The following is a 22098-nucleotide window of genomic DNA, read 5'->3' on the forward strand; positions in this document are numbered from 1 at the left end:
TACCATGCAGCAGAAATATGTTATGCGGTATTAATCTCCCTTTCGGGAGGCTATCCCCCTCTATGAGGCAGGTTACCCACGTGTTACTCACCCGTCCGCCGCTAATTCACCCCGAAGGGCTTCATCGCTCGACTTGCATGTGTTAGGCACGCCGCCAGCGTTCGTCCTGAGCCAGGATCAAACTCTCAATTCAAAAGTTTGAAGCTGTTAAGCTCTCTTTGTCTCGCTGACATAGTTAATGTCATTTTGATAGATTTCTCTATCGGAATTAACTGGTTTTACCTTCTTCTCTGTTTAATTTTCAAAGACCATTTTTTCATCACTTACTAGTGACGACTTTATTATTTTAACAAGTTTATATCTTATTGTCAATATTTTTTTTAAAATTTTTCATTTCATCTTTATATTGACTATTCGTGTGCTGTTTTGTTACCTCAGCGACGAATATTATCTTACCATTTATACAAAAATAATCACATTACATTTTTCCTTATTATGATAAATTATATTAATATTTTGTTACTTTTCTTTTTTTTTCTTCTATTTTTTATTATTGATACACTCGGTATAGTTTCCATTGATAACACTATAAAAACAAGGATTGGTTCCCCAATCCTTCATCCTGATACAGTGTATTTTATATAAATTTCTAAATAACTCTTATAATTATAATATCTATATTTCATTGACTATACTTTTAAATTTATTACCTCTAACAGCGAAATTAGTAAACATATCAAAGGCTGCACACGCAGGTGAAAGAGTTACTACATCTCCTTCATGTGATATTTTCTTTGCTACTGCTACAGCTTCCTCTAATGAATTCGCCTCATAGATTGGTATCTTTATACCCTGATTACTCTCTAACTCATCGAATGCACCCCTTATCTTATCCTTAGTTGCACCCAGAAGGATTAATGACTGTATATATGGATAACCCTGAAAAGCTAAGGGTTCAAAAGGTAATTTTTTATCATATCCTCCTGCAATAAGTATAATTGGCTTTTCAAAAGCTTTAATGCTCGCCAGCACTCTAGTAGGACTTGTTGCTATAGAATCATTGTAATATTTTACACCTTCTATTTCTTTTATAAATTCATTTCTATGTTCTACTCCCCCAAATGTAATTGCAACTTTTCTTAAAGTTTCTACACTTACGTCATCACAAGTTCCAGAAAAAGCAGCTAATAAATTTTCAACATTATACATGCCAATTAGTTTAAGCTCTTTTTTTTCACAGACTTTTATCCCTTTTACATAAAGCATACCGTCTCTATAATATGCTCCCTTTTCAATAACGTTCTTAATACTGAAAGTATATAGAGTTCCTGCTTCTTTTCCAATAATACTCCTAGTAGTTTCATTATCTTCATTTAATACTAAAAGATTATTTATATTTTGATACTTATATATGTTCCTCTTAGCATCAATATATTCATCTAAATTTTTATGCATATCTAGATGATTGGGAGATAGATTAGTTATAATTGCAATCTCTGGTGATTCATTTATAGTCATCAATTGAAAACTTGATAATTCTAATACAACTCTATCTTCTTTTTCAATTTCTTCTATACCTGTAAATAATGGTGTACCTATATTGCCACCTACCCACGTTTTATATCCTTCTTCTTTTAAGATGTTGTATATAAGTGAAGTAGTTGTAGTTTTACCATCACTCCCTGTTATTCCATAGATTTTAGCTGGACAATATCTTATAAATTCTTCCATTTCAGAGGTTATATAAGCTCCTTCTTCCTTAGCTAGAATTAATTCTTTACTATCTATCCTCATTGACGGCGTTTTAAATATTACATCGAATCCTGTAAGATTATCAAGGTAATTATCTCCTAATTGGAACTTTACCCCTAATGGTTCAAATTCATTTATTACTTCCTTTAACTCTTCTTTAGTTTTTTTATCGAAAGCTGTTACTTCGGCTCCTAATTTTCTTAAAAATTTTATTAGCGGAATATTACTTACCCCTATTCCTACTACAGCTACATTTTTACTATAAATAAATGTTTTAAATTCATTAAAATTTCTTTTCATACCTAATCCTCCGATACAGTAAAACTGTATTTCAATATTACTATTTTAATTATATCACATTTAACAGCTTTAAAAATGATAAACTTCCATTGCCATACAGCATATTAACTTCTATTAATTTTAATTCTTTATATTATTTTATATCTTATTTTATATCAAATTTTTCAGAAAATATTTAATATAATTAATATAAAAACTTAATCTTTGCATATTGCTTTGCAAATTTCGCTATGTTATACTCTCATTATGCTGGATGAAAATATGTTAAAATGATTCCCCAAAATTTTGACATAAAGCATAACATATCCCCATGATTAAACCCTATTTTTACCGGATGAAAATCCGGTTATTTTTTTATCTTTTTACCCTAATTACTTCTAATAAAAACACTATATTTTTTGTCGTATTATGTATTTTTATAGTTTTGTCTCTTTTATGAATCATATAATAAAAAAAGGCTCTGTTTTTAATATAATGTTGAAAATGTACTAAAGTATCATATCTGTAAATCAACACATATTAAAATCATTGCCTTATTTATATACTAAAACTCTAATTTCCCTTCTACATAGGCTACTAACTCATCTATAGACAATCTTATTTGTTCCATAGTGTCTCTATCTCTTACAGTTACTGAGTTATCTTCTAATGTATCAAAGTCTACAGTTATACAGAATGGAGTTCCTATCTCATCTTCTCTTCTATATCTCTTTCCTATGCTTCCAGCTTCATCATAATCCACATTAAACTTCTTAGCTAACATTCCATATACTTCTAAAGCTTTTTCACTTAATTTTTTACTCAATGGTAATACCGCTGCCTTAAATGGTGCTAATGCAGGATGTAAATGTAATACATTTCTCACATCCCCACCTTCTAATTCCTCTTCCTCATAAGCATTACATAAGAATGCCAATGCAACTCTATCTGCTCCAAGTGAAGGCTCTATGCAATATGGTACATATTTTTCATTTGTAGTTGGATCAAGATATGATAAATCTTCTCCTGAATGTTCCATATGTTTCTTTAAATCATAATCTGTTCTATCAGCTATTCCCCATAGTTCCCCCCAGCCAAATGGGAATAAAAACTCTATATCGCAAGTAGCATTACTGTAAAAAGATAATTCTTCTTTACTGTGATCTCTAAATCTTAATCTTTCTTCTTGCATTCCTAATGCGAATAAGAATGTTCTACATTGTTCCTTCCAATAATCAAACCATTCTAAATCTGTACCTGGTTTGCAAAAAAATTCAAGTTCCATTTGTTCAAACTCTCTAGTTCTAAATGTAAAGTTCCCTGGAGTAATTTCATTCCTAAAGGATTTTCCTATTTGAGCTATACCAAAAGGTACTTTTTTCCTTGAGGTTCTTTGAGCGTTTTTAAAGTTAACGAATATACCTTGTGCTGTTTCCGGTCTTAAATATATCTCACTTTTACTATCTTCTGTTATACCTTGGAATGTCTTAAACATAAGATTAAACTTTCTAATATCAGTGAAATTTTTCTTTCCACATTTAGGACAAACTATCTCATTCTTTTCAATATACTCTTTATATTCTTCATTTGACCATCCATCAGCTACAGCCACTTCAGCACCTTGAGCTGTCATATGATCTTCAACTAATTTATCAGCTCTAAATCTAGCCTTACAATCCTTACAATCCATTAATGGATCTGAAAAACCACCTATATGTCCAGACGCTACCCATACCTCTGGATTCATTAATATTGCACAGTCTAATCCAACATTATATGGGCTTTCTTGAACAAATTTTTTCCACCAAGCTTTCTTTACATTGTTTTTAAATTCTACTCCCAATGGACCATAATCCCAAGAGTTAGCAAGACCTCCATAAATCTCTGATCCCGAGAATACAAATCCCCTATTTTTACATAATGCTACTAGCTTATCCATTGTTAATTCATTTGCCATATATATACCTCCACTTATATTTATTTGCCTTTATACATATTTAGATAAATAAAAAAAGCCTTAACCAGCTAAGGGACGAAATTAATTCCGCGGTTCCACCCTTATTGGCTATAGCCCATCTCTACAAACTTATTTAACTCCAAAGCTCCCTTCATAGTATTCATCTAGCAGTTTACACCCTACACTACCTCTCTATAAAACTTATACTACTACTTTTCTTTATCATAGTTATTATATTAGATTTTATTTATTCGTAATCATCATCAATTTTATTCTCTTCAAGTATAACAAAATAGCTGACTTCAAAGTCAGCATACATGCAAAATTTGGCTCCGTGGAGAGGATTCGAACCTCCAACCTATCGGTTAACAGCCGAGTGCTCCACCATTGAGCTACCACGGAATATTCATTAATTACAATATCATTATAGCAAATTATTAATAAAATGCAATACCTTATTTTCAATTTTACACATTAAATTTATATATATATTATAGACCAAAATGTTTCTCATTATACTGACTTCTATATTAATATACGTCAACCCAAATGGAAATTACAGAAAGCTAGATTCACAAGTAAATAATTTCGCTTGAGAATTTCGCTTTGTGTAACTTATTGCCATATGATTTACTTTTATTGTAATGGTTTCATTGTTGGGAATAGTATAACGTCTCTTATTGAAACAGAATCGGTTAAGAACATTACTATTCTATCTATACCTATTCCTAATCCACCTGTTGGAGGCATTCCGACTTCAAGTGCACTCATAAATTCTTCATCTATCATATAAGCTTCATCATCCCCAAGTTCTCTTTCTTTAGCTTGCTGCTCAAATCTATCTCTTTGAACTATAGGATCATTAAGCTCTGAGTATGCATTGCATACCTCTCTTCCATAGATAAACCCTTCAAATCTTTCTGTAAATTCATCATTCCCACGTTTTTTCTTAGTTAATGGTGAAATCTCAACTGGATAGTCACAAAGGAATGTAGGTTGAATTAAATGCTTTTCTGCATATTCCTCAAATAATGCGTTTAATATATCAGCCTTTGTACAATCCTTTAATTCTTTTTTAAATTCTAAATGCTTTTCTTTAGCTATAGCTCTTGCTTCTTCATCAGTTTTAATGTTATTAAAATCTATATCTGAATATTCCTTTACTGCATCTACCATAGTTAATCTTCTCCATGGTGGTGTAAAATCTATCTCCGTTCCTTGGTATACAAGTTTAGTTGTGCCATGAACCTTCTCACATACATATGCAATTAAATCCTCTGTTATTTTCATCATATCATTATAATCAGCATAAGCTTCATATAATTCTATCATTGTAAACTCTGGGTTATGTCTTATACTCATACCTTCATTTCTGAAGTTTTTACCCATATCATATACTTTCTCAAGCCCACCTACGATACATCTTTTTAAATATAGCTCTGTAGCTATTCTTAAATACATATCTATATCTAGTGTATTATGGTGAGTTAAAAACGGTCTTGCTGCAGCTCCTCCTGCTATTGGTGATAATATTGGAGTTTCCACCTCTAAATATCCTCTATTATCTAAGAACTCTCTTACATATCTTATAATTTGAACTCTCTTCATAAAAGTATCTCTTACATCTTTATTCATTACAAGATCTACTTCTCTTTGTCTATATTTTAAATCAGGATTTTTAAGCCCGTGCCACTTTTCTGGAAGCGGCTTTAATGATTTTGATATAAGTTTAATGCTATTTGCACGTACTGAAGTTTCTCCAGTTTTTGTTACAAATGGATGCCCTACTACCTCAACAAAATCTCCTATATCAAAGGTTTTAGCATCTTTAAATTGCTCTTCACCTACACCATCTAATCTAACATATATTTGAATCTTTCCACTTCTATCATGAACATCACAGAATCCAGCTTTACCTTGAATTCTTTTGGACATTAATCTTCCTGCTACTGTTACATCTTTTTCTTGAAGCTCTTCAAAATTACTTTTAACTTCCTCGGCTGTATGAGTTCTTTCAACCTTGTATACATCAAATGGATCTTTGCCTTGCTGCTGAAGTTCAGCAAGTTTTTGTCTTCTTATCCTAACCTGCTCATTAAATTCTGCTTCATGAGCCTCTAATTGTTCATTATTCATTTCAAGCTCTGGTGAATTAATATTATTTTCTATCGTAGACATAAATAATTCCTCCTATGATCTTTTAATTTCTATGATTTCGTATTTGCTAACTCCATCTGGAATATTAACTTCAACTACATCCCCTGATTTTTTTCCTATAAGAGCACTCCCTACTGGTGACTCATTAGATATTTTATTCATCATTGGGTCAGCTTCTGCTGATCCTACTATATAGAATTCCACTTCTTCATCGAATTCAAAATCCATTACTCTAACTACGGATCCTACACTTACTATATCTTTTCCTAATTCAGACTCATCAACAACTGAAGCATTCCTTAGCATATTCTCTAACTGTATTATTCTACCTTCAACAAAAGCTTGTTCATTTTTAGCTTCATCATACTCAGAGTTTTCACTTAGATCTCCATATCCTAGTGCAACCTTTATCTTCTCTGTTATTTCTTTTCTCTTAACTGTTTTTAAAAACTCTAATTCTTCCTCTAATTTTTTTATTCCCTCGTAAGTCATTACGTATTTTTTTATATCGCTCATATCTTTCTCCCCTTTAATTATTATACATATCTTTTCATTAATTTAAAAACTTATTATTCAATTTGAATTATTTTAATCTTATAAAAATAACGGCATTAGCCGCAGCTTTGATTAATTATAAAACAGCTGTAACTCCTTGTCAATAAAAGGCATCCCTTTTATTAAGCTCTATAAATCCGTTAATTACTAAGGTATATTCTATACTCTTCAAGCAAATTTAATACATCTTCATAGGTTGTGGCAGAATTAACTCTACTTTTTATTTCTGTGCAGCCTTTTAGCCCTTTAACATACCATCCAATATGTTTTCTCATCTCTCTGACAGCTTTTATTTCATCAAAATATTTTATTGCTTTATTTAAATGAAGAATACACATGTTAACCTTCTCCTCTGGTGTCGGTTTATATATGAATTCTCCTGATAATCCTTGTTGTATCTGTTTAAATATCCAAGGGTTCCCCATAGCACCTCTAGCTATCATTATACCATCACAATTAGTTAAATCTTTTATATTGATTGCATCTTCTACGGAAAACACATCTCCATTTCCTATAACCGGAATTGACACTCCAGCTTTAACTTGCTTTATTATATCCCAATCAGCCTTACCTTCATACATTTGTTCTCTTGTCCTTCCATGAACTGTTATAGCATCTACTCCAGCTTGTTCTAAAGCCTTTCCAAATTCAACTGCATTTATATTCTTCTCATCAAAGCCTTTTCTGAATTTTACTGTAACAGGTTTTGATGTAGCTTTTTTCATTTCCTTAACTATTTCAACTGCTAAGTTTGGGTTCTTCATAAGAGCTGATCCCTCACCATTTTTTACAATCTTAGGAACAGGACATCCCATATTTACATCTATTATGCAAACACTATCCATTTTGTCTATAATCTCACAGGCATGTGCCATTATCTTAGGTTCACTTCCAAATATCTGAAGCGCAACTGGCTTTTCTTCTTCACTTATTCTCATTAAAGTTTCCGTGTTTCTACTATTATAAAATAATCCTTTCGCACTAACCATTTCTGTATATACAATTCCACAACCCATTTCCTTGCATATACCTCTATAAGCTATATCTGTTACTCCTGCCATAGGTGCTAAAAAAACATCATTTTCAACTGTCAAATTTGCTATCTTCATTATTTCACCTATTCTCTATTTTTCTCGTAAAGAATTCGTAACCCTTCTAGTGTTAAATATGGTTCTATTTTATCTATTGTTTGAGAATCTTTAGCTATTAATTTCCCTAATCCTCCAGTTGCTATTATTAAAGGAGTTCCTTCTCCTCTAGCTATCATTTCTTCCTTGATTTTGTTTACTATATAATCCACTTGACCTATATATCCATATACAATTCCTGCTTGCATACTTTCCACAGTATTCTTACATATAACTGTTTCTGGTTTAACAAGCTCTACTCTAGGAAGCTTAGCAGCTTTCTCAAATAATGCCTCAGATGCTATCTTAATTCCTGGACATATTGTTCCTCCTAGATAATCTCCATTTTTACCTATGGAGCAAAACGTAGTGGCTGTTCCAAAGTCAATTATAACTAAAGATGTCTTATACATTTCATATGCTGCAACTGCATTAACTATTCTATCTGCGCCAACTTCTTTTGGATTATCATATTTTATTCTTATACCAGTTTTAATTCCTGGCCCTACAATTAGAGGATTTGTCTTGAAATACTTTCTTATCATATGCTCAAGAGAATACATTATATTTGGTACAACAGAAGATATTATTACACCTTCTATATCCTCTACATTTATTTTACTCTGATTCAATAATTGTGCTACTTGAGTCATATATTCATCAGAAGTTCTTTTATAATCAGTGGATAATCTCCATTCTACTATTAACTCTTTTCCCTTATAAATTCCTAATACAATATTTGTATTTCCTACATCTAATAAAAAAATCATCTTTTCACCCCTATATAATTAAAAGCAGCCTTTGGCTGCTTTTAAGATGATTAAATTGCACAACACAATTTAACAATTTAATTGTAACAACTTAATATTATTTGTCAAGAGATATTCCTTATATAATATCATATTAGGTACTCTATCTTTAATAATTCTATCCTACACTTACATTTTCATTTCTAATATTTTCTATTATATTCATCTCATCTTTTAATAATTCATATATTTCTTTTTTCATAGAACCTTCATTGGTATTTTGCAGAATGCTTATGTATAAATTTTTTAAGTTATGCTCCTTATTATTAATTCTGTTAATACGTAGCAATTGTTCCTTAGTCTTATTCATTCTTAATTACCTCCCCAAAAGTTCATCTAGAGTTCTTACGTGATTATTATGTCTTTTTATTGTGTCACTTACTAAAGCATATATGTCTTTATTACTAACTGTCTTTAAATACTCCTCATAGGTTTTAATAATTTCATTTTCTCTTTGGATTAAAGCATTAATTGATAGTGAATTTTTTAAAATCATAATAATCTCCTCCTTTGCCATATTATTATCAATAAGAAAACAGTATATACTCCTAAACTAGAAGTATATACTGTTTTAAAAAATTATTCATAATTCTTAATTACTAAAGTTTAAACAAGGCTAATAATATACCTGCAGCTATAGCGCTACCTATTACCCCTGATACATTGGCTCCCATAGCATTCATCAATAAGAAATTTGTGGGATCTTCCTTTTGTCCAACTACTTGAGATACTCTAGCAGCCATAGGCACTGCTGATACTCCAGCTGATCCTATTAATGGATTTACTTTCCCTTTGGTAATTTTACACATTAATTTTCCCACTAGAACTCCTCCAGCTGTAGCTACTGCGAAGGCTATAACTCCTAGAACCACTATTTTTATAGTACTTAATTTAAGAAATATTTCCGCTTTAGCTGTAGCTCCAACAGATAAGCCTAAGAAAATAGTAATAATATTAATAAGAGTATTTTGAGCTGTATCACTTAGTCTTTCAACAACTCCTGACTCCCTAAATAAGTTTCCAAGCATCAACATGCCAATTAAGGATATAAGAGATGGTAAAAACAGCACAACTAATATGGTAACTACTATAGGAAATATTATTTTTTCTATCCTTTTTACTTCTCTTAGTTGTCCCATCTTTATTTTTCTTTCCTCTTTAGTGGTTAACGCTTTCATTATAGGCGGTTGAATTAATGGAACTAGGGCCATGTATGAATATGCAGCCACAGATATTGGACCTAGTAAATGAGGTGCTAATTGATTTGTTAGAAATATAGCTGTAGGTCCATCTGCACCCCCTATTATGCCTATAGCCGCCGCCTCCTGTGGAGTAAAATTCAAAAGTATAGCTGCTCCAAAAGCAAAAAATATTCCAAATTGAGCTCCTGCTCCCATTAGTAAGCTAGAAGGATTAGCCAATAGAGGTCCAAAATCCGTCATAGCTCCTACTCCTAAAAATATAAGTGGTGGAAATATCTCCAATTTGACTCCTCTAGATAGATAATATAATAACCCTCCTGGCTGACTATTTACAGGCTCTGCCATAATATCTACAACTGGCAAATTAGTAAGTAACATACCAAAAGCTATAGGAAGTAATAATAGTGGCTCAAATTTCTTAGCTATAGCTAAATAAATTAATAATAATGATATACTTATCATTATTATTTCACCGCTACTTATATGTGCAAATCCCGAAGCCTCTATCATATTTTTTAGCACTTCAAAAACACCCATTACAATTTCCTCCTGCATTTATCCCCCAAAAATAAATATAGGTTTTTTATATCTAACCTATAACAGCCAATATATCCCCAGTATTAACTGTACTTCCTTTTGATGTAACTAATTCTAAAACTGTTCCATCTACAGGACTCATAATCTCATTTTCCATCTTCATAGCTTCAAGAACAAGTATTACATCGCCTTTTTTAACCTGTGCTCCTTCAGTTACATTGACCTTAACTATAGCACCTGGCATAGGAGCTGTTATCTTTTCTCCTTGAGCAGATGATTGTTTTGGTGCGACTACTGGTGCTGCTACTGGTGCCGCTACTGGTGCCGCTGCTGGTGCTGGTGCTACTGGTGCTGCTGGTGTTGCTACTGGTGCTGCAACAATACGTTCTTTAAATTCTCCACTTACCTCATCTACTTCAACTTGATATAAATTTCCATTAACTGTAACGTTATATCTTTTCATTAAATATTCCTCCTCAACGGTATTTTAAAATGACTTTATTAGTACTTATTCCAACTAGACACATTGTTTATTCGTTTTATACTCTTTACATTTAACTCTGATAATGGTTTTCCAATATGTGTAGATAATGCTGCCATTATTGCAGCTACAAGTTCATATTCACTGTTTAAATCAATAACTTCCTCTACATCTATAGTCTCTGGTCTTATGTTTTCTCTAACAACTTCTCTATTACCTTCATTTGGTTCTGTTCTATTTGATCTAGAACCACCTAGCTTATTTATAACATAACTTTGAAATATAATAATAAACATTAATATTATTAATATTCCAAATACTATCGCCACTGATGTGACCGTTGTGTTAAATGAAAACGCTAATTTTTCCATAATACTTGCACCTGGATTCATCTAAACACCTCCTATACTAATGTACTACCATGTCTTTTAGTATATCTTAACTCTTTCTTAGTTTGTAACATATCTAATATGGCAAATACTCTTTGTTTAGTTTGACTAGGCTTTATTACATTATCAATTAATCCTAGCTCCGCAGCTTTATAAGGATTTACAACATCATCATAATATTTCTTAATTACTATAGCTTCGTTCTCTTTAAAATCTTCTGAAGCAAATATCTCATCTCTGTAAACACTCTTAATATAATCTTCTGGATTAGTTAATGATATTTTCGCACTTGGCCATGCAAGTGTTTGATCAAAAGAAGCCTCTTTAGATGCAAGCGTTACAAATCCTGCGCCACTTGCTTCTCCTATTATTAAAGCTATTTTTGGTATGTTTGCATCTATAATGCTATATGCAAGCTTTCCAAAATTCTTAGCAAGTCCATCTGTCTCTTCTTTTAAGCTCTTAGTAACTCCCTTTGTGTCCACTAATGTAACTACAGGTATGTTGAAACTATCACATAATCTTATAAAAGAAGATACCTTTATAGATCCCTTATTATCTATTTCTTTATTTCCTGCATTACCAATTAAGCCAACTGTCAATCCATTAATTTTAGCTAAACATACTTTAAAATTAATGCCAAATTGTTTATACATTTCTATAACTGAATTTTCATCGGCTATATTATTAATGATTTCATCCATAGAATAATTATCAGATTCAATCATATTATCTAAAACCTCTTTAGGTATATTTAAATCTTCATCTTCATTACATACCCAAGGTTCTTCTAAGCAATTAGCTGGAAGATAATTAACTATTTTTCTAGCTACTAATATTGCTTCTTCTTCATTTGAAGCGTTTATATGTGCATTTCCTGTCTCATTTGAAGTTAAACTATCTCCAATCATGTTGTTATTTATGTATCCACCTTCAGCTATTGTAAGTTTACTAGATGACATAACACTCAATTCACTCATAGTTTCCACAGCTATAGTAAAATCACTCATAGTAGCCATTATAGAATTCATTCCATTGCATGGTCCACAAGCTATTGCAATTGTTGGAACTACTCCACTTAATTTTCCTAATTTATTTAAAACCATACCATAGGAAGCTAAAAGTTCTGTTCCCTCTGCTAAACTTCCCCCAACTGAATCCATAATTTGAATTACAGGGGCTCCCATTTTAGCTGCATTCTCTAATAATCTAACGATTTTATTTGCTTTTACTTTTGTAAACATACTGCCATCTACAGTATAATCTTCACTATAAACATATACTAATCTGCCATTTATAGTTCCATGTCCAGTTATTACAGCTCCACCATTTCCTGATATAAATGCTCCTAATTCTATGAAGGAACCTTCATCTAATAGTAATGAAACTCTTTCTCTTGCTGTTAACTTATTCAAGTTATGCTGCATATGAATTTTTTCATTACCACCACCCTGGCATGCTTTATCTTTAAGTGAATCGAACATTTCCAGCTTACTCATTTTATTTCCTCCTGACTTATTTAACTGTATTATACATGTTTAATACTAACATAACTTAATCTATTTGTATATAAACCCTGCAGGATTTATTGCATTTTTCTGTGAATTGATAGTGTTCTTTTGGTGTCTTTTTATTTTTAAATTGTATGATTCATTTATCACTATTGTCTGAAATTTCCAAGATAATAAATTTATAATAATTCATACGAATAGTATAGTTTATTTCATTAACTATATACATTTTATATAAAATAAAACAGAAGGAAATAATCCTTCTGTTTTATTTTATATTTTAGAACAGTCCTTCTATAGTTCCATCCTCAAGTATATCCATTTTATTTGCTGCTGGAATTTTAGGAAGTCCCGGCATTGTCATTATTGCACCAGTTAATACAACTACAAATCCTGCTCCATTTGATAACTTAACTTCCTTTACACTTACTTTGAATCCTGTTGGTCTTCCTAATAAACTTGGATTATCAGAAAGTGAATTTTGAGTTTTTGCAACACAAATAGGTATCTTATGAAGCCCTAATTTTTCAATTTGACTAATTTGCTTTTTAGCTGCTGGTAAAACATCAATTCCATCAGCTCCATATATTTCCCTAGCAATAGTTTCTATTTTTTCTACTATAGATAGATTTTCATCATATAATACTTTAAATTTACTTTCTTTGTTCTCTATAGTATTCATAACCTTAAGGGCTAAATCTTTTCCACCTTCAGCACCCTTTCCCCAAACTTCTGTTAATGAAACTTCTACGCCTTTTTCCTTACAGAATCTCTCTATGAAGTTAACTTCTTCATCACTATCACTAATAAATTTATTAATTGCTACAACTACTGGCACTCCAAATTTTTGTACATTTTCAATTTGCTTTTCTAAATTAACTATTCCTTTAGATAATGCTTCTACATTTGCTGTATTTAAATCTTCTTTTTTAACTCCACCATGATGCTTTAAAGCACGAATAGTAGCAACTATAACTACACAACTTGGCTTTAACCCACCATATCTACATTTAATATCAAAGAATTTTTCAGCACCTAAATCAGCACCAAAACCAGCCTCTGTAATTGCATAATCTCCAAGCTTTAGTGCCATCCTTGTAGCTAATATACTATTACATCCATGAGCTATATTAGCAAATGGTCCCCCATGGATTATCGCTGGTGTATTATCTAATGTTTGAACTAAGTTTGGCTTTATGGCGTCTTTCATCAACATTGCCATAGCACCTTCAACCCCTAAATCTTTACAATATATAGGTTCTCCTTTTAAGCTATAAGCTATAAGTATATTACCAAATCTTTCTTTTAAATCCATTAAGTCTTTAGATAAACATAGAATAGCCATTACCTCTGATGCAACTGTAATTGTAAAACCATCTTCTCTTAAGAATCCATTAGCTGTTCCACCTAGCCCAACAATAATGTTTCTTAGAGCTCTATCATTCATATCTAAAACTCTTCTGAAAATAACTCTTCTAGAATCTATTTCTAAATCATTTCCTTGGTGTATATGATTATCAATAGCTGCACAAAGAAGATTATTGGCAGCAGTAATGGCATGCATATCTCCAGTGAAGTGAAGATTTATATCCTCCATAGGAATTACTTGAGCATATCCGCCACCTGCTGCTCCACCTTTAACTCCAAATACTGGTCCTAGGGAAGGCTCTCTTAATGCTATTACCGCATTTTTTCCTAGACTACAAAACGCTTGACCTAAACCTATTGTTACAGTTGATTTACCTTCTCCAGCTGGAGTTGGGTTGATTGCTGTAACTAATATTAACTTTCCATCTTCTTTCGCTTCATTTCTCTTCAATACATCCAAAGAGATTTTGGCTTTATATTTTCCATATAAGTCTAAATCATCATCGTTTAGCCCCATTTTTTTAGCTACATCCACAATATTTAGCATTTTTGATCCTTGTGCTATTTCAATATCACTTTTCATTTTAACCCCTCCTGAAATTACTATTCTTATAAATTCTCACACCCATTATTATTATATCATATCCCATATATCAACATATATAAATTGTAATAATACTTTATATAGTTAACCATTTAAATAAGGATTTATTACAGTTATAACTCTTCATTAATCCTAGAAATCTATAGATATTTTTAGATATAAATAAAAAAGTACAACTAAAATTAGTTGTACTTTTCTTCTTAAACATCTGTAGTATTAAAACTATCTGAATTCGTGTCATCAAATGGGTTTTTAACCACTTCAACTTTAGGTTCTTCTTTTTTATTTTCTTCTTGTTGTGGTAATTCTCCTTTATTATCATTATTCAAATTATTTTCAGCATCTAATTCTTCTAATGATCTTCCATCCATTATAGCATTAAATTCCTCTGCTGTAAGCTTTTCTTTTTCAATTAAAGCTTTAGCCACATCATGAAGTTTATCTACATTTTCTGATAATATAGTTTTAGCTCTTTCATAAGCCTCATGTATAAGAGATCTTACTTCAGTATCTATTGTTGATGCTACTTCTTCTGAGAAGTCTCTTGTTCTACCAAAATCTCTTCCCATAAATACTTCACCATCATCTTTACCAAAAGATATTGGCCCTATCACATCACTCATACCGAATTCCATAACCATTTTTTTAGCTATAGCTGTAGTTCTGTCTATATCATTTTTAGCTCCAGTACTTATCTCTTCAAGAATAAGCGCCTCAGCAACTCTTCCTCCTAGAAGACCAACCATATCATCCTTCAACTTAGATTTTGATGTATATGCAGTATCTTCTGTTGGCAAGTGAAGAGTGTATCCTCCAGCCATTCCTCTAGGAATAATACTAATTTCATGTACTGGGTATGAATTAGGTAAGTATTTAGATACCACCGCATGACCTGCTTCGTGGTATGCTGTTAACCTCTTATCTTTATCAGTTATTATTCTAGACTTCTTCTCTGGACCTGCTATTACTCTTGTTATAGCTTCTTCTAATAAGTCCATATCAATTACTCTTCTTTTATTTCTAACTGTCAAAAGTGCAGCTTCATTCATTAAATTCTCTAAATCTGCTCCTGTAAATCCTGGAGTTCTCTTAGCTAATATATCAAGCTTAACCTCTTCATTTAATGGCTTATTTCTTGAATGTACCTTTAATATTTCTTCTCTACCTTTAACATCTGGTGCTCCTACAACTATTTGCCTATCAAATCTACCAGGTCTTAAAAGTGCTGGATCTAATATGTCTGGTCTATTTGTAGCTGCAACCATGATGATTCCTTCATTAGCACCAAAACCATCCATCTCAACAAGAAGTTGATTTAAGGTTTGCTCTCTCTCATCATGACCTCCACCGAGACCTGCGCCTCTTTGTCTACCAACAGCATCAATTTCGTCTATAAATATTATACATGGTGCGTTTTTCTTAGCTTGCTCAAACAAGTCTCTAACTCTCGATGCTCCTACTCCAACAAACATTTCAACAAAGTCAGAACCTGAAATACTGAAGAATGGAACTCCAGCTTCTCCTGCTACAGCCTTTGCAAGTAGGGTTTTACCTGTCCCTGGAGGACCAACTAATAACACCCCTTTAGGTATTCTAGCACCTACATCCACATATCTCTTTGGACTCTTAAGAAAATCTACTATTTCCTCAAGCTCAGCTTTCTCCTCATCAGCACCAGCTACATCTTTAAATGTAACCTTTTTATTAGCATCTGGAGTAGCCATCTTAGCTCTACTCTTTCCAAAGTTCATTACTCCACGGCCACCGCCGCCTCCACCGCTAGACTGGTTCATAAACATTGCCCAGAATACTACCAACATTAATATTATTAGGAATGTCGGTAAAATATTTAACCACAGTGGCATTGTTGCTGGTGGTGTGTTTCTTTCAACCATACTTGGATTTGGGTACTGGTCACGTATTTGTAAATATCTTTCTTTAATAATATTTACTCTAAATTGTGTACCATCATTTAACTCCCCAACCAATACTTCCTCATCATTTGAAAAGTTATATTCCTTTACCTTTTTATCCTTCATGTGTTTTTCATATTCACTTATACTTATACTCTCAATATTTCCAGAGCCATTAAAAAGTGTAAGCGCTGAAAAGACTACTAATATTAATACTAACAACCAAACAGTTGCACTAGAAAACTTTTTCACATAAGGCCCCCCTCTCTATGCCTGAATAGTTACTTTAAAAATTCTATCATATGGAATTTTACATTACAACATAAATAATATTAATTATTAGTTAATTAACAAATTCTAATATTATTATGTTACTAAAGTAGCTTATCCATACATACTATTATTTATTATATATACTTTCTTTTAATATCCCTATATAAGGTAAATTTCTATATCGCTCTGCATAGTCTAAACCATATCCAACTAGGAAATAGTCCTTTACATCATATCCTAGGTATTTTACATCAATATCTTCTTTTCTTCTCTCGGGTTTATTTAATAAGCATGCTATCTCTAAGCTTTCTGGATTCCTAGCTCCTAAATACTTCATTAAATACTTAAGAGTAACTCCACTATCGATAATATCTTCTACTATTAATACATGTTTACCTTTGATCTCGAAGTCTAAATCCTTAATTATTTTAACAATTCCTGAGGATTCTGTAGAATCTCCATAGCTAGATACAGCCATGAAGTCCATTTTACATGGTATAGTTATAGTTTTCATTAAGTCGGACATAAATATTACTGATCCTTTTAAAATACCTAAAAGAATCACATCTTTTCCTTTATAATCCTCACTAATCCTCTTCCCTAGCTCATTAATTTTTTCTTGCAATTGTTCCTCTGATAATAAAATTTCTTTAATGTCGTTATTCATGCCTTTCCTACCTTTCTATTGTTACTTCTAAAATTTTATTTGTATGTTGGTGAACTTTAAACTTTTCACTAATTCTATATCCAATTATCCATGATATTTCCTCATTAAAACATAAAAGAGGGATTCTATCTCTCTCTTCTCTAGGTATCTTCATATCCATAAATATATCTTTTAGTTTTCTACTGCCCTTCATTCCAAGAGGTGTAAATTTATCACCATTTTTTCTATATCTTAATCTGATATTAGAAAATTCTTTATCGAAACTAAAATACTTGGTATTATTATTACATTTTAGTTTAAGTCCACTATAATTGTCTGTGACTTTAATACATATCTTTAAATTTAACTCTTCAATATAATTTTCACCTAATTTTAACTCTATATTTAGCTCATTTAACTCACTACAATCAAATTTCTCCTTTACTATTTCTATATTCCCATATACATTTTTAGCTATTATGTCTTTAGGGATTTTAGTAAACTTTCCTGTAGCTCCCTTTTGAACACTAATTATATTGTCAATATGTATGTTTTCTAGATTATACATATTACCTTTAATATTTAATAAAGCTCTTCTTATAATTCTACTAAGTATAGCTTCATGTAAATTAAAAGCATCATTATATATTATAACTCTATCTGCTTTTATATCACAATATTTTTGAAAAAAATTAAGTGCATTTTCACTAATATAGTCTTCATCTATTTTAACTAGAGTACTCATCCTATTTAAAGTACTTATTATATCTTCATTAAAATGTTCTTCTATATAAGGTATGAGTTCAAGTCTAACCTTATTTCTTGAATATATACTTTCAAAATTTGTCTTATCTACCCTAACTGGTAAATTATTTTCCTCACAATATTTTTCTATTTCTTTTCTGGCTACATTTATTAATGGTCTTATGTATATATGATCCCTAACAGCCTTAATACCAACTAATCCTTCTAATCCTGTACCTCTCATAAGTCTCATCAGTATAGTCTCCGCTTGGTCATTTAGATTATGTGCCAAAGCTATTTTATCTGCACCTAGTTTGTTTTTTAATTCTATGAAAAACTCATATCTAGCTTCTCTCCCAGCCATTTCGTGGGAAATATTTTTTTCCTGTGCCATAGTATCTATGTCTATCCTTTTAGAAAAAAATTCTATACCATAATCACTACAAAATTCCCTACAACCTTCTTCATCCTTATCAGAGTCTTCTCCTCTAAGCATATGGTTCACATGAGCAGCATATAACCTTAAATTAAACCTATCTTTAAGTGTCATTAGCCCATGTAGTAGACTCATTGAATCAGGTCCACCTGACAATGCTACTATAATACAATCACCATATTTTATCATATCATTATCCACAATTGTTTTAAGGATTTTATCTATCATCGAAACACTTCCTAAAATTATACTTTAAACATATATAACATAAATCATATCTATTATATATACATATGTAAAGTAAAAATGAAGAAATGTTTTTAACATTTCTTCATTTTAAAATAAATTGTGGAGTACTTTATTTAGATGATCTCAACCGGAGGTTGTACTTCACTAAATAAATTACTTAACAATTTATTTATATCATGCTACATAAACCTTAGATACCAACACCGTCATATCATCCTTTACTTTATTTCCTCCAAGCTTCTTAGCTTCTTTAACAATTCCTTTTGCTAGCTCTTCTGTTGATAAATTATCGTGTCTACATAAATAATCTAATACCCAGTCTACCTTTCCATAACTATCATCACTATAGTCTAATACACCATCTGTTACCATTACAACTAAATCTCCATTTCTCAGTTTTTTCTGATGAATTTCTATATCTACCTCATCTAATACTCCAATCGGTAAACTTTTAGATTTAATTATATCTATAGTGTCTCCACTCTTTATAAAGCTAGCCACTGCTCCTACTTTAGCAAAGTCAATATCTCCAGTATATACATCAATGGTTCCTAAATCTACAGTTGAGAACTTTTCTTCTTCACAAGATTTTAAACTCATTATAGAATTTACTGTTTTGATAGCTGTAGTTATTGTAAATCCTGCAGCTACAAACTTCTCTATAAGTTCAACCACTGCTTCACTTTCCCTACCTGCTTGAGGCCCTGACCCCATTCCATCACTGAGTAACATCATATAAGTTCCATCTGTACCTCTTCCATAAGAAAAACTATCTCCAAAAATGCTCTGCCCATCCTTGCTTTCTCTAGCAATAGATGTGTTAATTTTAAATTTAGGTGCTTCTTCAAAAACAGCAGTACACTGATTAGTATTTGGATTAATTCTACACCCATCTTGTCTTCTAATCATCTTATTTTCTGTACATGCATTTATTAAGGACTGCATTTTTTTAGAGCATTGATTTCTTCCATTACAATTTGGAGTCTTAACCTCTATAACTAATCTATTATTTTTATCTCTAATACAGAACACATCATCTATATCTATATCATTCTTTTCTAATATTCTTAAAATGTTTTCTTGGCACTGCTTGTCCTCATTAAAATCTGTTGAAAACTCTTCTATTATCTCATCTACAGATTTTGCCATATTGCCAAATTGACCTGCAATAAGTTCTCTTCCTTCAGCTAGCCTAGTTCTCCACATTTCATTTATTATATATCTATTTACTATATCTTGAGTATTTCTTATAAGTGAAGCTTTTTTTATACATTTTCTTTCTAAAATAATAGGGAACCCAGTATTTTTATTTTGGACATTCTCTATAAGTTCTCCAAACGCAGAATAAGTATTAATCATCTCCCTTCCCCAACATATTCTATTAGTATCACAACCTTCACATACTCTATGGGCAAGATTTTCAATTATACCACTACTTTTGCTTTTCATATCTAACTTATCATTATCAGCTAAGTTAACTAATATATTAGACATATTTTCTAATACATCATAAAATTTACTAAGTCTTTCTGTGAATGTCTCTCTAATTTTTTCTTTATATCCATCTTCGTATATCCTCATCTTTTTACTACTATCTAATTCTCGAGATATTGAATTATAAATTCTTTCTGGTATTACTAAAAAAATTATAAAAGCTATTAAGGCTTCAGCTATAATAAATTCAAAATCTTGTCCCTTTAGATAAGTAGACATATATATCTTCATTATAAAAAATATAATACAGGTCGATAATGCTGTGAATATTTTTCCTGCTTCCTTAAACATTCCTGCAATTAATCCACATATCCCCAATATGCTTGCATATATAAATATATTTCCACTAGACATTCCAACTATAACACCCATGGCAATACCTGTAGTAGCTCCTACAGTAGCCCCACATACATAGCTCATTATCAAAATTGCAACTATACTTAATAAATTTAGTACCCCTACATTTATTATACTAACTCTCCATGTGCCCGCTATAATTAAGGATACCACTATGCTCATGGCTATAATATCTTCGTTTGAAAATAAATACTTTGTATTTATTCTTTTAAAACTATCAATTCCATATTCTAATACTAAGTAGATAGGGAATATACATATTCCCTCTAACACAGCTGCTCCTATTGCTAATAAAAATGAGTATTCATTTATAAGCATCCCATAGGAAAATATCATTGTTATTATAAGCGAGCAAATCACCATTTTATGAATTCTTTTCTTTAGGAAACTACTTAATATTAAATTTATCATTACAATTGTAGGTATTATTGTTATATACATAAGTGCATTATCTAATGTACCTATTAATGTTAAATACCCTATGACGCTTCCAATTCCAGTTATTATACTTATCCTATTGTCTTGTAGAAATAATACCGTTAATAAAAATGCAATCCCAAAGGGAGCCGACCTATTAATTAATATTACTCTACTAACTAACATAGCAATAGTGAAAAATATTATACTTTTAGCTATTATCCTCGTATAATCTTGACTCTTAACACTATTTTGAATTAAAGCTTTTTTTAATCTTTCATAAGTTCCTATATCTTCTCCATATTGCACACCCATCACCTACTCCTTAAATTTATAAAGTAATTATATCAAGGCCTACTGGTAATAATTGTAAAATTTTAGTGCTGGTATTTATATTTCGTATGACAATATGTTTTATTTTATTTTTATAATTATCAACAACCTTTCTAGATTTTTTCAAGGTTTATCCACATTTTTGTTTTCTTTTTCATATTTATTGTTTTAAATTGTTGATACTTTATATAACTTAATATGTCACTATATAAAAATTTTTAACTTTATATAGGGAAATTTTTTATAATATTTTTTCACTCATTAGCATATATTATCTTAATTATTTTTCTAAAAAACAAAAATGGTTTGAAACAATGTTTCAAACCATTTTGTATGGTAGCGGAAATAGGACTTGAACCTACGACCCTTCGGGTATGAACCGAATGCTCTAGCCAGCTGAGCTATTCCGCCATGTGGTTGCGGGGACAGGACTTGAACCTATGACCTTCGGGTTATGAGCCCGACGAGCTACCAACTGCTCCACCCCGCGATATTGGTGCTGAAGAAC

The 22098-nt window shown here is 31.3% G+C and carries 17 protein-coding genes, 3 tRNA genes, 1 rRNA gene and 1 other annotated feature; all 21 genes read right to left on the reverse strand.

From position 1 onward, the window contains the following. A 16S ribosomal RNA gene (locus ACI48Q_RS18715) occupies positions 1-193 on the reverse strand; the annotation flags it as partial. 482 nt (positions 194-675) lie between these two features. Then, complete coding sequence (gene murD, locus ACI48Q_RS18720) at positions 676-2052, reverse strand: UDP-N-acetylmuramoyl-L-alanine--D-glutamate ligase (protein ID WP_474920651.1); 1377 nt, start codon at positions 2050-2052, stop codon at positions 676-678. Positions 2053-2596: 544 nt separating this feature from the next. After that, on the reverse strand, positions 2597-3988 hold the full coding sequence (locus ACI48Q_RS18725) for a glycine--tRNA ligase (RefSeq protein WP_474920652.1): 1392 nt from the start codon (positions 3986-3988) through the stop codon (positions 2597-2599). 68 nt (positions 3989-4056) lie between these two features. Beyond that, positions 4057-4223: a binding site (T-box leader), on the reverse strand. 92 nt (positions 4224-4315) lie between these two features. Next, positions 4316-4390 (reverse strand) — tRNA-Asn (locus ACI48Q_RS18730). A 234-nt stretch (positions 4391-4624) separates the two neighbouring features. Beyond that, positions 4625-6124, reverse strand: a complete 1500-nt coding sequence (gene lysS, locus ACI48Q_RS18735; protein WP_474920667.1) for a lysine--tRNA ligase — start codon at positions 6122-6124, stop codon at positions 4625-4627. Positions 6125-6178: 54 nt separating this feature from the next. Then, positions 6179-6661 carry a transcription elongation factor GreA gene (gene greA / locus ACI48Q_RS18740; protein ID WP_474920653.1) on the reverse strand — a complete coding sequence of 161 codons (483 nt, stop codon included), beginning with the start codon at positions 6659-6661 and terminating at the stop codon, positions 6179-6181. Positions 6662-6840: 179 nt separating this feature from the next. Then, complete coding sequence (dusB, locus tag ACI48Q_RS18745; RefSeq protein ID WP_474920654.1) at positions 6841-7809, reverse strand: tRNA dihydrouridine synthase DusB; 969 nt, start codon at positions 7807-7809, stop codon at positions 6841-6843. Between the two features lie 8 nt (positions 7810-7817). Beyond that, entirely contained in the window at positions 7818-8597 is a 780-nt protein-coding gene (locus ACI48Q_RS18750; RefSeq protein WP_474920655.1) for a type III pantothenate kinase, read from the reverse strand. A gap of 157 nt (positions 8598-8754) precedes the next feature. Next, positions 8755-8946, reverse strand: a complete 192-nt coding sequence (locus ACI48Q_RS18755) for a hypothetical protein (RefSeq protein WP_474920656.1) — start codon at positions 8944-8946, stop codon at positions 8755-8757. Positions 8947-8952: 6 nt separating this feature from the next. Then, a complete protein-coding gene (locus ACI48Q_RS18760) occupies positions 8953-9132 on the reverse strand; it encodes a hypothetical protein (RefSeq protein ID WP_474920657.1) in 180 nt (59 codons plus the stop codon). A 103-nt stretch (positions 9133-9235) separates the two neighbouring features. Continuing rightward, positions 9236-10375, reverse strand: a complete 1140-nt coding sequence (locus tag ACI48Q_RS18765; RefSeq protein WP_474920658.1) for a sodium ion-translocating decarboxylase subunit beta — start codon at positions 10373-10375, stop codon at positions 9236-9238. Positions 10376-10427: 52 nt separating this feature from the next. Next, a complete protein-coding gene (locus ACI48Q_RS18770) occupies positions 10428-10838 on the reverse strand; it encodes a biotin/lipoyl-containing protein (RefSeq protein WP_474920659.1) in 411 nt (136 codons plus the stop codon). 38 nt (positions 10839-10876) lie between these two features. Next, positions 10877-11248 carry an OadG family transporter subunit gene (locus ACI48Q_RS18775; RefSeq protein ID WP_474920660.1) on the reverse strand — a complete coding sequence of 124 codons (372 nt, stop codon included), beginning with the start codon at positions 11246-11248 and terminating at the stop codon, positions 10877-10879. An 11-nt stretch (positions 11249-11259) separates the two neighbouring features. Beyond that, positions 11260-12744 (reverse strand): acyl-CoA carboxylase subunit beta, encoded by a 1485-nt coding sequence (locus ACI48Q_RS18780; protein ID WP_474920661.1) that lies wholly within the window; start codon positions 12742-12744, stop codon positions 11260-11262. 292 nt (positions 12745-13036) lie between these two features. Continuing rightward, positions 13037-14707: a formate--tetrahydrofolate ligase gene (locus ACI48Q_RS18785; RefSeq protein ID WP_474920662.1), complete on the reverse strand. Its 1671-nt coding sequence runs from the start codon at positions 14705-14707 to the stop codon at positions 13037-13039. Between the two features lie 221 nt (positions 14708-14928). Next, positions 14929-16893 carry an ATP-dependent zinc metalloprotease FtsH gene (ftsH, locus tag ACI48Q_RS18790; RefSeq protein ID WP_474920663.1) on the reverse strand — a complete coding sequence of 655 codons (1965 nt, stop codon included), beginning with the start codon at positions 16891-16893 and terminating at the stop codon, positions 14929-14931. A gap of 148 nt (positions 16894-17041) precedes the next feature. Then, entirely contained in the window at positions 17042-17581 is a 540-nt protein-coding gene (gene hpt / locus ACI48Q_RS18795; RefSeq protein ID WP_474920664.1) for a hypoxanthine phosphoribosyltransferase, read from the reverse strand. A gap of 7 nt (positions 17582-17588) precedes the next feature. Next, positions 17589-18968 (reverse strand): tRNA lysidine(34) synthetase TilS, encoded by a 1380-nt coding sequence (tilS, locus tag ACI48Q_RS18800; RefSeq protein WP_474920665.1) that lies wholly within the window; start codon positions 18966-18968, stop codon positions 17589-17591. A gap of 195 nt (positions 18969-19163) precedes the next feature. Beyond that, positions 19164-21572 (reverse strand): stage II sporulation protein E, encoded by a 2409-nt coding sequence (gene spoIIE / locus ACI48Q_RS18805; protein WP_474920666.1) that lies wholly within the window; start codon positions 21570-21572, stop codon positions 19164-19166. Positions 21573-21924: 352 nt separating this feature from the next. Then, positions 21925-22001: transfer RNA gene (locus tag ACI48Q_RS18810), tRNA-Met, on the reverse strand. Between the two features lie 3 nt (positions 22002-22004). Then, positions 22005-22080 (reverse strand) — tRNA-Met (locus tag ACI48Q_RS18815). Positions 22081-22098: the final 18 nt, after the last annotated feature.

The sequence above is a fragment of the Clostridium sp. LXY-7 genome (genome assembly GCF_056172015.1).